Below are 12,843 nucleotides of genomic sequence, written 5' to 3'. Positions count from 1 at the left end.
ATGTGGGTTGGTAAACTAACGGATGGCATAACGCATATTTTATATAAACGGGAGTTGTTCTGATTATGGCTTTAAAAGCGGGGATTGTGGGCTTGCCGAACGTAGGCAAATCAACACTTTTTAACGCAATAACGCAGGCGGGTGCGGAATCCGCAAACTATCCATTTTGTACGATTGACCCCAATGTAGGCGTCGTTGAAGTACCGGACGAGCGGTTGGATAAGTTGACCGAACTGGTTGTGCCGAATAAAACGGTGCCAACGGCTTTTGAATTTGTTGATATTGCAGGACTTGTGCGCGGTGCGAGCAAGGGCGAGGGCCTGGGTAACAAGTTTCTGGCTCATATTCGTGAAGTGGATGCGATTGTACATGTGGTACGTTGCTTTGAAGATGAGAACATTACCCATGTAGACGGCAAAATTGACCCGATCAGCGACATTCAGACCATTAATTTGGAACTGATTCTGGCGGATATCGAAAGCGTAGACAAGCGTATTGAACGTTCCCGCAAAAACATGAAGGGTGGCAACAAGCAGTACACCCAAGAAGTTGAAGTGTTGGAGCGGATCAAAGAAACGCTATATGCTGATAAACCTGCGCGTAGCTTAGAATTGTCGGATGAAGAACGGCTGATTGTACGCGATCTTCATTTGCTGACGATGAAGCCTGTACTCTATGCCGCTAATGTTAGCGAAGATGGCGTAACGGAAGCCGACAGCAATCCGTATGTGCAAAAGGTACGCGATTTTGCCGTGGCTGAAAATGCAGAAGTGGTGCCGATTAGCGCCAAGGTAGAATCTGAAATTGCTGAGCTGGAAGGCGAAGACAAGGCGATGTTCCTCGAGGAGCTGGGATTGGCTGAATCCGGATTGAACCGTCTAATTAAAGCAGCATATCGCTTGTTGGGCCTGTATACGTATTTCACAGCAGGTGTGCAGGAAGTACGCGCTTGGACGATTCACAAAGGAACGAAGGCACCGGGTGCTGCGGGCGTAATTCATACGGATTTTGAACGCGGATTTATTCGTGCCGAGGTTGTATCCTACAACGATTTAGTCGCTGCTGGTTCGATGAACGGGGCCAAGGAACGGGGGCAGCTTCGTCTGGAAGGTAAGGAATATGTAGTGCAGGACGGAGACGTTATGCATTTCCGTTTTAATGTTTAATATATAATTTCTAGAGTACAATACTCGATTCGGATATATAAAAGACGATGTCTCAAGTATGTGTGTTCTAAAATGTGCTAGATAATGCGGTCGCTGCCTATATTAGGCGGCGACTTTTTTTATTGAATTACATGTCGTGTGGATTTTTGCAAAATCCTAAATTAGTCAGTATTTCTTGTAGCTAATTCATGAATTAGTTGGTATAATAAAGAGCTGTAGCCAGTGAAATTGAAGCTGGCTTCATATTAATTTAACTGAAGAGGTGAATCGCTTGTTGGACCGATTGCAATCATTGGCGGACCGCTACGATAAACTGAGCGAACTGCTCTGCGATCCGGATGTAGCGAACGATAGCAAAAAACTTAGAGATTATTCCAAAGAACAGTCTGATTTACAGCCTGCTTATGAAGCATATACCGAATATAAAAATGTCGTTGAAGAGCTGGAAGCTGCAAAAACCATGCAGGGTGAAAAGCTGGACGACGAGATGCGTGAAATGGTCAAAATGGAGATTGAAGAACTGAGTGTTCGTAAGCGGGAGCTGGATGAAAAAATCCGTATTTTGCTGCTGCCGAAGGACCCGAATGATGATAAAAACGTTATTATTGAGATTCGTGGGGCAGCGGGTGGTGACGAAGCGGCACTATTCGCAGCTGATTTGTACCGGATGTATACCCGTTATGCCGATACCCAAGGCTGGCGTGTAGAGCTGATGGACGCGAACATGAATGATCTCGGGGGCTTTAAAGAGGTTATTTTCATGATTAACGGCCGCGGTGCATACAGCAAAATGAAATTCGAAAGCGGCGCACACCGCGTCCAGCGGATTCCGACGACGGAATCAGGTGGACGTATTCATACATCGACATCTACAGTATCCGTTATGCCTGAGGCAGAAGAAGTGGATATTGAAATTTCCGACAAGGATATTCGCGTGGATACGTTCTGTTCCAGCGGTGCGGGCGGACAATCCGTTAATACGACCAAGTCGGCGGTGCGTGTAACGCATATGCCAACAGGTATTATGGCAACCTGTCAGGACGGAAAATCCCAGAACTCCAATAAGGAGAAGGCGCTGCAAGTTTTGCGTGCCCGTATTTCGGATATGTTGCGTCAGGAAGAGGAAGCCAAATATGCAGGCGAGCGTAAGAGCAAAGTAGGTACCGGGGACCGCAGTGAGCGTATCCGTACCTACAACTTCCCGCAAAGCCGTGTAACGGATCATCGTATTGGACTAACTATGCATAAGCTGGACCAGGTGATGAACGGGGAGATCGAAGAAATCGTATCGGCGCTCACGATTGCAGAGCAGGCTGATTTGATGGAACAAGAGGTTTAAGTTTTGGGGAACGAGCGCGATTGTGTGTATCGGATGTCGCCGGAACGAAACATGAGTGTCAGAGAAGCCTTGGTTGAGGCTTCTTCTTTTTTAGGAAGCTGTGGCGTTCTGGAGCCCCAGCATAATGCCCGTTTGTTGCTGGAGCATGTGCTCGGATTGGAAGGTACGGCGTTTTACGCCGCTCTGGGTGATCCGTTCCCTTCCACCGCCAAGGAGGCGTGGGAACGGATCATAGCCCGCAAAGCTGCGGGTGAACCGGCGCAGTATATTATCGGACGGCAGGAATTTTATGGCCGCCCGTTCGCGGTTTCGCCGTCGGTGCTGATTCCGCGCCCCGAGACAGAACTGCTCGTCGAGGCGATACTCCAGCACGGCGATCGGCTGTGGCCAAGCGGTGCTCCTCAGGCGCTCGACATCGGCGCGGGCAGCGGTGCGATTGCCGTGACGCTGGCGGCTGAGCGACCGAGCTGGCGCGTAGCGGCAGGGGATATTTCGGCTGCCGCGTTAAAAGTAGCGGCTTATAACGCTGCTGCGAACGGCGCAGCCGTAGAATTCCGCGAGGGCGATCTGCTGGCGCCATTTGCGGGAACGACGGTGGACATTCTCGTGTCCAACCCGCCGTACATCCCGGCTGCTGACATCGCTGGCCTACAGCCGGAGGTCCGCGACCACGAGCCACGGATGGCGTTAGATGGTGGTCCTGACGGGCTCGGCCCGTATCGGGCAATGCTGGAGCAGCTCGGACTCCTTCAGGCTCCGCCCCGGCTAATCGGGTTTGAGCTGGGGATGGGACAGGCCAGAGACGTGGCTGGCCTGCTGGAACAGGCAGGTCATTGGAAGAACATTATAATCGTTCCTGACCTTGCAGGGATTGAACGACATGTCCTAGGCGTCTCGGAGTAGTGGTGCATTTTCTTTTTGCGAGTCTTTCCTTTAGAATAAGAGGAGTATGACCGAGAAACGGCTCAGGGGGAAATCATGCTTCAGAAATTGAAAAAAATTGACGGTCCGGTTATCTTTATTCTGGTTTTGCTCATGGCGATTAGTATCATAACGGTATACAGCGCAGGTAGGGGCCCTACGAACTTGGCAGAGCACGGCAACGACTATCAAAAGATGATCGGGTATTATATATTGGGTTTTGTGGCGATCTTGGGTTTAGCGATGGTCGATTTTCGGATATTCATTAAAAAAGCCCTGTACGTATATGGAGGCGGAATATTCCTGTTGGGTCTCGGATTTTTTGGTGGGACGGTTAACAACTCTCAGGGCTTTCTGAAAATTGGTGGCTTGAATCTTCAGCCTGCCGAGGTATTCAAGCTGGTTCTTATCATTTTTCTGACTTATATGCTGATCAAAAAGCGCAAGAGCAGGCTGTATTTCATTCAGGATGTTCTTCCAGTGGCTCTGGTGAGCTTTGTCCCGTTTGCCATGGTTATGGCACAAAATGACTTGGGTAATGCGCTTGGTTACATTGTCATCGTCATTGGTATGCTATGGATTGGTAATGTGAAGGCATCCCATGCGTTAATCGGATTCATCGTATTTGCAGTCGCCGTTGGCGGCGGAATCAAAGCTTATATTTCGTTTCACGATGAGATTGATTCCTTTATGAAGGGGATTGGCCGTAGTCACTGGGTAGAACGGTTGGACCCTTGGTTGGTACCGGAAGAGGCAACCGCGAAGGCGTCTTATCATACCAAAAATGCCAAGCTGGCAATAGCCTCTGGCGGGATGATGGGCAAGGGCTTTTTGCAAGGAACCTCGGTACAGTCCGGGCGTGTTCCTTATACGTATGCGGATTCTATTTTTGTGGTCGTAGCGGAGGAATTTGGCTTTGTAGGCTCTTCAGTGCTACTATTGTTATATTTTATTTTGATTCACCGAATGATCCTGATTTCGCTGGAATGCCGGGATCGTGCCGGACCGTATATTATTGTCGGGATTGTGTCCATGTTGCTGTATCAGATTTTTGAGAATATTGGTGCGTTTCTGGGCATTATGCCGCTTACAGGGATTACACTCCCGTTCATAAGTTATGGTGGTACCTCGTTGCTTATTAACATGGCTAGTATCGGCTTGGTTATGAGCATTAAGGTGCACGGCCAAGAGCTGGAGGATGATCTGCCACAGCCTTCCAGATTGAACTTGACGAAGGCGAAAAAAGCCTAGTACAGGTGGATTGTGGCTAGATACTGATTGGTATTTGTGTGTGAGTTGAAACGGTGCAACGCGAGAGTCCAGATTGTGAAATCTGGGCTTTTTTATATTCCTCGGCGAGGGTCAGAAGCTTGGTGTAGCATGATTCGAGGGTGTATTGAAGAAAATCTGTAAAGTGGTTATGAATATTTTACAAGACTTATAGGTTTAGACTCTCCCAAACCGGACAAACTGATAGACATGATAGAGTTTGGGTTTGGGGGGACGAAGATGAGAAGTTGGGTAAAGCAAGCTGCAATGATATTATTTTGTATTTCGATATTAATGATGTCTTGGGAAGGTCAAAAAACGGATGCTGCTATGACCACTGGAACAAGAGGAACCTTAGCATCAGGAGTGACTACAACAGGGCTGGAAGTGATTCCACACGACTCCATTCGACTGCGTATTTTGGCCAATTCGGATCGCCCGGAGGATCAGCTAGTTAAACGCGAAATACGGGACGCTATTGTGCAGCAGATGAATGCTTGGGTGAGTGAGTTGGAAAACCCGCAAAGCTTAGACCAAGCCAGATCATTGATTGATGCTCATTTACCTGAAATTGACCGTTTGGTAGGTACGGAACTGGCTCGTCGCGGCATTGCGTATGATCATCAGGTGGAACTGGCGAGCGTACCTTTCCCAACGAAAATGTACGGTGGTCTTGTCTACCCGGCAGGGAATTATGAAGCGCTACGGGTTACGCTGGGGCAAGGAAAAGGTCAAAATTGGTGGTGCGTGCTGTTTCCTCCGCTGTGCTTTATTGATGCAGGCAGTGGGGAAGCAGCGGCACAAACGGTATCAGCAAAAACGGATCATGGAGATAGTCGGACGAATGCCACTGACAAGGAGCCGGAAGTGCGTTTTTTTCTGTGGGATGCACTTGCGGGACTGTGCAGCTGGGTGAGTGGCTTGTTTGCCTAAACGTTGAGGAGTGTAAGTTTCCCCATATGCTATAATGGAGCTTACGATAGATATACACATGGCAGAGCCAAATAAACTGATCTTTCAAAGTAGCCTTATAGGATCAAGCGAAATCACTGGCCTGTATACGACAATAAGATATGGGATGATCTGATATGAGCGATAAATTGAATCAAATGCAAGACTTGCGCGGAGATTTTGTGCAAAAGGAAAAATCGGAGCAAAAGCTGGACGAACAGGGGAATTGCGAGCTGAAGCAGGCATTGAAGTCTTCCCATACCCAATGGTGGGATGTAAGATGTTTGGTTCCTGTGAACAACACTGACGGGGGTGTTTCTGACGAAACTTCGGCTGAACAGACTCGGATCGCGGCGGAAAAAGGCATACGCGAGGCTGCTGTACTCCTCCAAGCTGGAGAGACGGTAGCCTTTCCTACAGAGACCGTGTACGGACTGGGAGCCGATGCTCGTAGTACAAAAGCGGTGGAGGCGGTATTCGCTGCCAAAGGACGCCCTTCCGATAACCCGCTCATTGTACATGTTTCTGATGCTGATCAATTAGAAGGTATGGTAGCAGAAATAAACGATACAGCCCGGGCGCTGATGAATATGTTCTGGCCGGGACCGCTGACTCTCGTATTGCCAGTGGTACCGCAGGCACTGTCATCGCGTGTAACGGCCGGGCTGGACACGGTTGGTGTGCGCATGCCAGATCATCCGATAGCGCTGCGCTTGATCGCTGAAGCGGGTTGTCCGTTGGCTGCGCCAAGCGCCAATCGTTCGGGAAGACCCAGTCCCACTCTTGCACAGCATGTGCGGGAGGATCTGGAGGGCCGCATCGGCGGCATTTTAGACGGAGGCCCCACAGGTGTGGGGCTGGAGTCCACGGTGGTGCAGGCGGCTGACGACGGAACGGTCACCATCCTGCGCCCCGGCGGCGTGACGGCTGAGCAGCTCGCTGCAGTTGCTCGCGCCGTCGTGCTGGACCCGGCGCTGGCCGCTACGCCCGGGGAGGATGCCGACAGCCCGGCGCCGCGCTCGCCGGGCATGAAGTACACACACTACGCGCCGCGAGGCCGCTTGAGCGTGGTACAAGGCCCGTCGTCCGTTGAGGTGACGGGCTGGATTCGCGCCGCGCTGGCGGAGGCTTCCGCCAGCGGAGAGCGCACAGCAGTGCTCGCGTTCGACGAGCATACCGCCGGCTACGCCGGAGAACGCGTCTACACGCTAGGCAAGCTGGACGCGCTCCATGAGGCAGCGCAGCGCCTATACGGCGTGCTGCGCCGCTGCGACGAGGACGGCGTCACCTACATTTTGGCGGAATCCTGTCCGCCGAAAGGATTGGGCGACGCCGTTATGAACCGCCTGCTTAAAGCGGCAGGTCACCGAATCGTCCGCTTGTAGCTTCTGTCGAATCAGAGCCTCTTATAGTGCGTGTTCAAAAAGTCGGCTTTTCAGGACCGAGAAGGCTGGATGAAGCTAGGGACTGAGTAGCGGAGCGTAGATAGATCTACGTGAGCAACGGAAGGCCCGGCTGAATTCAAGATTCGACGTCGAATCCGCTTCTTGAATAGCTTCGTTATGGAAAGACGACTTTTTGAACAACCTCTTATATTAAATTTTCCTCCCTCCTCTTCTCGGTATGGGGTACTTTCAGTGCATGCTTGTACTGATTTGCCCCTTGTCCGCATAACGTGTACAAGAACAGACGGATAATGGAGGGATGGAGTATGCTGGCAGCCTCTGCCCATGCCGGGCAGGTTGTAACGATTCTGATCATGGCGGTAGCGCTAGGAATGGATGCGTTATCGCTGGGCGTAGGGATCGGCATGAAGGGGATACGCCTGCGAGACGTGCTGCGCATCAGCACTGTTATTGGCTTTTTTCACATTCTGATGCCATTGCTGGGAATTTTCACGGGCCATTATATGAGTTCTTTATTAGGTCATGTGACGACCTACTTCGCAGGGGGGCTACTCATCCTTTTAGGCGGGCATATGGTGTATAATTCCTTCAAAGGGGACGGCGTACAGGTATTGGATCATCGTTCGCCTTTAGGTCTTTTGCTGTTTGCACTTGGGGTGAGCGTGGATTCATTTTCTGTAGGAGTGTCACTGGGGATGTTCCAGAGTGATCTGGTGCTGTCTGTTCTGGCATTTGGTTTTTGCGGGGGAGCAATGGCGATGTTGGGCCTGCTGCTGGGTCGCAAGGTCAGCCGCAATCTAGGAGATTACGGGGAAGCAGTGGGCGGTGCCATTTTGCTGGCATTCGGCTTTATGTTTATGTTTTGATTTTAGCGCAGACAGTGTAAAATAAGTGCAGGGTTAAAGTAAGGGATTAGGATTATAGTAATCCTCTGTTTATATATTTTTTAACATACGGGGGGTGAAAACGTTGAAGAATATCTTATTTGTATGCACTGGGAATACCTGTCGTAGTCCAATGGCTGAAGGGATGCTGCGTAAGTTGGCTGCTGAGCATGGACTAGAACTGGAAGTGCGTTCTGCGGGAGTGGCAGCGATGGAAGGCACGCCGATATCCCGACATGCAGAGGCGGTTCTACGTGATCACGATATATCCGATCAGATCACTTCAACCCCTTTGAGCGACGGGCTTGCCGGGTGGGCACATCTGATCTTAACCTTGACGCAAGGACATAAACAGCACGTAATTCAGCGCTTTCCCCAAACGGCGGGCAAAGTATTTACGCTTAAGGAATATGTGGAGAACCGGGATGCGGTGTTGAATGATGTACAGGAGTTGGACGGTTTATATGCTTCACAGCAGTTGATGGCTTCACTTGGACAAGAGCTATCGGCGCAGGAGCGTGAACGAATGATTGAATTACACCAACGGATTCCGGGCTTTGATATTTCAGATCCGTTTGGCGGTTCGCGAGAAGACTACGATGTCACAGCTGCGGAAATCCGCACGGCGCTGCATAAGCTGCTGGACAAGCTAAAGGCCTCTTCCGAATAAAATCGCTCTTACTCATCTATTTTGTACGGAATCTGTTGATTTTCGACGGCTAATCCGTTAAGATAAGGTGGAAAAATGAGAATCCGATGTAACTGGCGACAAAAGTGGGATTAACCACGATGGAGCATCGGATATACGGCCGGTCGCCTGGGCAAAAGAGCAATTCCACATAGGTGTGGACTGCTCTTTTTTCATATACAAGTTATGCCAGATGTTTAGCTGAGGGTTGATTCCTTCAAAGGTTCTTCCATTTTTTCTGCTCGAAATCTGAAACATCGGCTATAATATAGTGAGATTGTGATCAGGAGAGAGTGTGTTGAACTTGGGGCATGAGACCGTGCCTAGTCTCTGAGAGGCTGTTCAACCAAAGGAGGTTCCAATGGTGGGACAATTGGATCATGAGATTTCGCTAGAAGCACAGACCACTTCTGTTGTGCGGGAAATCGCAGAAGCAGCCAGTCTCAGGGCTGGTCGCCTGCTGGTTATCGGCGTTAGCACAAGTGAAGTGGCTGGAAGTCGAATTGGCACGGCGGGAGCGCTCGATGTGGCTCAACAACTGTTATCTGGAGTAGAGTCCGTTCGCAGGCAGTATGGCTTTGATGTAGCGTTTCAATGCTGTGAGCATTTGAACCGAGCGTTGGTCGTTGAACGGGCTGTACTGGAGCGACTGGGACTGATGGAGGTTGCGGCTGTTCCTGTTCGTACAGCAGGAGGCTCTATGGCTACCGTCGCCTATCGTTCTATGAGCGACGCGTGTTTGGCGGCGAACGTGCAGGCTCATGCCGGGATAGACATCGGCGAAACGCTGATTGGCATGCATCTGCGACCGATTGCTGTTCCGTTTCGCCCAAGCCTTCGCTGGATTGGCGAAGCACGTGTGACAGCGGCGTTCACCCGTCCTCCACTTATTGGCGGACAACGGGCGGTGTACAGTCTGGAGCAAGAAGTCGGCGGAAACTGCGATTAGCATTTGGCATGGCGGCATGTTTGTACTAATCGTTTTTGCAATGAGGATGAGGTACCCAACAGAGGAGCAGGCGTTAGCTTGTATACCCAACAATTGACTATGGAGAGGGAGTAATCAATCATGATGGAACACCTGCGTAAAAGTGACCCAGCAGTGATGGAAGCAATGGGACTTGAACTGAAACGACAACGCCACAATATCGAGCTAATCGCATCCGAGAACATTGTCAGTGAAGCAGTAATGGAAGCCATGGGCTCCGTGCTGACGAATAAATATGCTGAAGGTTATCCAAACAAACGCTACTATGGTGGCTGTGAGCATGTAGATATCGTTGAAGATATCGCACGTGACCGCGCAAAAGAACTGTTCGGCGCTGAGCATGCTAACGTGCAGCCTCACTCTGGAGCACAAGCCAACATGGCAGTGTATCTGGCAGCTCTCAAACCTGGAGATACTGTACTGGGTATGAATCTGGCGCATGGTGGCCATTTAACACACGGAAGTCCGGTTAACGCTTCCGGCTTGTTGTATAACTTTGCTGCCTATGGTGTCCGCGAAGACAACTTCCGCATCGACTACGATGAAGTGCGCAAGGCAGCCTTTAAGCACCGCCCTCGTCTGATTGTAGCTGGCGCGAGTGCATATCCGCGTACTATTGACTTTGAAGCTTTTGCTTCCATTGCCAATGATGTAGGTGCTTTGTTCATGGTGGATATGGCACATATCGCAGGTCTCGTGGCAGCGGGAATTCACCCAAGTCCAGTTCCGCATGCCCAATTTGTAACAACAACGACACACAAAACGCTGCGTGGTCCGCGTGGGGGTCTGATTCTGACTCGCAAAGCATGGGCGCAAGCGATTGATAAAGCTATTTTCCCTGGTACTCAAGGGGGGCCACTGATGCATGTGATCGCGTCCAAAGCGGTTGCTTTGGGTGAAGCGCTCCAGCCATCGTTCAAAACCTATGCGCAAAATGTAGTCCGCAACGCACAGGTGCTGGCTGAAACACTGTTGGCTGAGGGGATTAACATTGTATCCGGTGGTACGGATAACCATCTGATGCTGTTGGATACGCGCAATTTGAATATCACAGGTAAAGAAGCGGAGCATGTATTGGATTCCGTGGGCATCACGGTCAATAAAAATGCGATTCCTTTTGATCCGACCAGTCCATTCGTAACAAGCGGGATTCGTATTGGTACACCTGCTGCAACATCTCGTGGGATGGATGAAGAGGCTATGGTCAAAATCGGTAAAATCATTGCTGAAACCCTTAAAAACCCGAAAGATGATACTGTATTGTCCAAAGCAAGCCAAGCGGTTGGCGAGTTAACAGATAAGTTCCCGATTTATCCAGGAACTCAATACTAATTCATCGACAATCATAATCTTTATATTATAGGCTGTTTTCCTTCCGTAAGCCGGAGGAGAACAGCCTTTTTTTGCTTCCAAACGACTCGAAACTTACATTTTTGGGTAATAAGCGATTACAGTAAAGGTTTATGCGCGCTTTCCTTTATATCTACGACAAAGGAGTGATTACATTGAGTCAAAGAAAATCCGCGCAATTATTGCAGCAGCTCGTATTTGTGGGACCGATGGCGTTGTTTTTCGTCTTGATTATGGTCATTCCGTTCCTGCTGGGGCTGTATTATTCCATGACGAACTGGGATGGAGTATCTGAAAATATCCGATGGCTCGGGCTAGGGAATTACGTTCATATTTTTAGGGACGATCCAGATTTCCGTAATGCGTTCTGGTTTACGGTTCGGTTTACCGTATGTGGTGTCATTCTGACGAACCTGATTGGCTTTTTCCTAGCCTATGCACTTACCAAACCGTTGCGTACCCGTAATGCACTGCGAACTGTATTTTTTATGCCCAATATGATTGGCGGCTTGCTGCTCGGCTTCATCTGGCAATTTATATTTGTACGCGGCTTTTCTGCGGTAGGGGAGGCAACAGGGCTTTCCTTTTTTAAACTGCCGTGGCTGGGTGATGGGCCAACTGCTTTTTGGGGAACTGTCATTGTGTTTGTATGGCAATATGCAGGTTATCTCATGGTTATTTACATATCTTCGTTAAATAATGTACCGTCTGCTCTGATTGAATCGGCTCAAATTGACGGCGCGGGCCGAAGACAGATTTTGCGTCATATTGTAGTGCCGCTTATTATGCCAGCGGTGACCGTCTGCTTGTTCCTAGCGATATCCTGGTCCTTTAAAGTATTTGAATTGAATTTGGCTCTCACAAAGGGGGGGGGCTTTCAAGTCGACAGAGTCTGTAGCGTTGGACATATATAATGAAGCGTTTACAAATAATCGACTTGGATTGGGAACTGCCAAGGCTATGATTTTCTTCGTGGTCGTTGCGATCATTACCAGCATTCAGGTGCGTCTCACGAAGAAAAAGGAGGTCGAAATGTAATGGAAAAAACGTCAAACTACCGTTTGGGCACATGGGTTGCTGAAATATTGCTTATTGTGATCGGGTTAATTTTTCTGGTTCCATTCTATTTTTTGCTCGTAAACTCCATTAAATCCTTTGGTGACATTTTGGCCCATTCCGCTTCGTGGCCGACAACCTTCCGTTTTGAAAACTATGCTAACGCCTGGAATAAAATAAACTTTCCCACAGCACTGGGGAATTCACTGATTGTCACGATCGTCAGTAATGCGCTTTTGCTGCTCATCAGCTCGATGGCCGCTTACCAGATGGTTCGGCATGACACTCCTTTTAATCGGTTTTTATTCGGTTTACTTGTGGCAGCAATGGTAGTTCCCTTTCAATCGATTATGTTGCCGCTTATGGAAGTGTCCAACGTATTGAGCTTAAACAACAGTATACCAGGACTGATCTTATGTTATCTGGGTTTTGGGGCGCCTTTATCCGTTTTTCTTTTTCATGGCTTTATTAAAACGGTACCTATTGAGATCGAGCAGGCGGCAAGGGTGGACGGTTCATCCCGGTACGGGGTGTTCTTTCGCATCGTTTGTCCACTCCTGCTGCCTATGTTCGTAACCGTGCTTATATTGAATACCTTATGGATCTGGAATGACTATCTGTTGCCTTCGCTCATTTTGAATGATCCTGAGCTGCGCACCATTCCGATTGCAACCTATATGTTGTTTGGTCAATACACCAAGCAATGGGACTTGGCGCTGCCAGCACTGGTGTTGGGGATCACGCCAATTGTTGTGTTTTTTCTGGTGATGCAAAAATACATCGTTTCTGGCATTGCAGCCGGTGCGGTCAAGGGCTGAAGGGAGG

Annotated in this window: 11 protein-coding genes, 1 pseudogene and 1 riboswitch; all 12 genes and pseudogenes read left to right on the top strand. The window is 49.5% G+C overall.

The features are described from left to right. The first annotated feature begins 65 nt into the window (after positions 1-65). Complete coding sequence (ychF, locus tag MKY16_RS22845; protein WP_013312345.1) at positions 66-1,166, top strand: redox-regulated ATPase YchF; 1,101 nt, start codon at positions 66-68, stop codon at positions 1,164-1,166. Between the two features lie 271 nt (positions 1,167-1,437). Further along, on the top strand, positions 1,438-2,505 hold the full coding sequence (gene prfA, locus MKY16_RS22840) for a peptide chain release factor 1 (RefSeq protein ID WP_013312344.1): 1,068 nt from the start codon (positions 1,438-1,440) through the stop codon (positions 2,503-2,505). A 3-nt stretch (positions 2,506-2,508) separates the two neighbouring features. Further along, complete coding sequence (prmC, locus tag MKY16_RS22835; RefSeq protein ID WP_029518521.1) at positions 2,509-3,408, top strand: peptide chain release factor N(5)-glutamine methyltransferase; 900 nt, start codon at positions 2,509-2,511, stop codon at positions 3,406-3,408. 75 nt (positions 3,409-3,483) lie between these two features. Then, complete coding sequence (locus MKY16_RS22830; RefSeq protein ID WP_029518520.1) at positions 3,484-4,677, top strand: FtsW/RodA/SpoVE family cell cycle protein; 1,194 nt, start codon at positions 3,484-3,486, stop codon at positions 4,675-4,677. A 258-nt stretch (positions 4,678-4,935) separates the two neighbouring features. Continuing rightward, positions 4,936-5,628 carry a stage II sporulation protein R gene (spoIIR, locus tag MKY16_RS22825; protein ID WP_340957129.1) on the top strand — a complete coding sequence of 231 codons (693 nt, stop codon included), beginning with the start codon at positions 4,936-4,938 and terminating at the stop codon, positions 5,626-5,628. A 155-nt stretch (positions 5,629-5,783) separates the two neighbouring features. Then, entirely contained in the window at positions 5,784-7,031 is a 1,248-nt protein-coding gene (locus tag MKY16_RS22820) for an L-threonylcarbamoyladenylate synthase (protein WP_340886628.1), read from the top strand. 326 nt (positions 7,032-7,357) lie between these two features. Then, positions 7,358-7,918: a manganese efflux pump MntP gene (locus MKY16_RS22815; protein WP_029518517.1), complete on the top strand. Its 561-nt coding sequence runs from the start codon at positions 7,358-7,360 to the stop codon at positions 7,916-7,918. 103 nt (positions 7,919-8,021) lie between these two features. Next, on the top strand, positions 8,022-8,606 hold the full coding sequence (locus tag MKY16_RS22810) for a low molecular weight protein arginine phosphatase (protein ID WP_029518516.1): 585 nt from the start codon (positions 8,022-8,024) through the stop codon (positions 8,604-8,606). A gap of 78 nt (positions 8,607-8,684) precedes the next feature. Beyond that, positions 8,685-8,766: riboswitch (ZMP/ZTP riboswitch) on the top strand. A gap of 219 nt (positions 8,767-8,985) precedes the next feature. After that, positions 8,986-9,573 carry a TIGR01440 family protein gene (locus MKY16_RS22805; RefSeq protein ID WP_029518515.1) on the top strand — a complete coding sequence of 196 codons (588 nt, stop codon included), beginning with the start codon at positions 8,986-8,988 and terminating at the stop codon, positions 9,571-9,573. A gap of 120 nt (positions 9,574-9,693) precedes the next feature. Beyond that, positions 9,694-10,944: a serine hydroxymethyltransferase gene (glyA, locus tag MKY16_RS22800; RefSeq protein ID WP_013312336.1), complete on the top strand. Its 1,251-nt coding sequence runs from the start codon at positions 9,694-9,696 to the stop codon at positions 10,942-10,944. Positions 10,945-11,117: 173 nt separating this feature from the next. Next, positions 11,118-12,000 (top strand): annotated as a pseudogene (locus MKY16_RS22795) (carbohydrate ABC transporter permease). Continuing rightward, positions 12,000-12,836: a carbohydrate ABC transporter permease gene (locus MKY16_RS22790; RefSeq protein WP_340933448.1), complete on the top strand. Its 837-nt coding sequence runs from the start codon at positions 12,000-12,002 to the stop codon at positions 12,834-12,836. The pseudogene MKY16_RS22795 and the gene MKY16_RS22790 overlap by 1 nt, the downstream one beginning before the upstream one ends. Positions 12,837-12,843: the final 7 nt, after the last annotated feature.

This window comes from Paenibacillus sp. FSL L8-0641 (assembly GCF_038006265.1).
Taxonomy (GTDB): Bacteria; Bacillota; Bacilli; order Paenibacillales; family Paenibacillaceae; genus Paenibacillus; species Paenibacillus polymyxa_D.
The sequence above is the reverse complement of the archived record's forward strand: the minus strand, read 5'-3'. Positions and strand labels throughout refer to the sequence as shown.

Bases quoted from the DNA above. Each gene is read 5' to 3' on its own strand.
- spoIIR (WP_340957129.1), top strand. From the start codon at position 4,936: ATGAGAAGTTGGGTAAAGCAAGCTGCAATGATATTATTTTGTATTTCG.
- MKY16_RS22790 (WP_340933448.1), top strand. From the start codon at position 12,000: ATGGAAAAAACGTCAAACTACCGTTTGGGCACATGGGTTGCTGAAATA.
- MKY16_RS22830 (WP_029518520.1), top strand. From the start codon at position 3,484: ATGCTTCAGAAATTGAAAAAAATTGACGGTCCGGTTATCTTTATTCTG.
- MKY16_RS22805 (WP_029518515.1), top strand. From the start codon at position 8,986: ATGGTGGGACAATTGGATCATGAGATTTCGCTAGAAGCACAGACCACT.
- ychF (WP_013312345.1), top strand. From the start codon at position 66: ATGGCTTTAAAAGCGGGGATTGTGGGCTTGCCGAACGTAGGCAAATCA.
- glyA (WP_013312336.1), top strand. From the start codon at position 9,694: ATGATGGAACACCTGCGTAAAAGTGACCCAGCAGTGATGGAAGCAATG.
- MKY16_RS22820 (WP_340886628.1), top strand. From the start codon at position 5,784: ATGAGCGATAAATTGAATCAAATGCAAGACTTGCGCGGAGATTTTGTG.
- MKY16_RS22815 (WP_029518517.1), top strand. From the start codon at position 7,358: ATGCTGGCAGCCTCTGCCCATGCCGGGCAGGTTGTAACGATTCTGATC.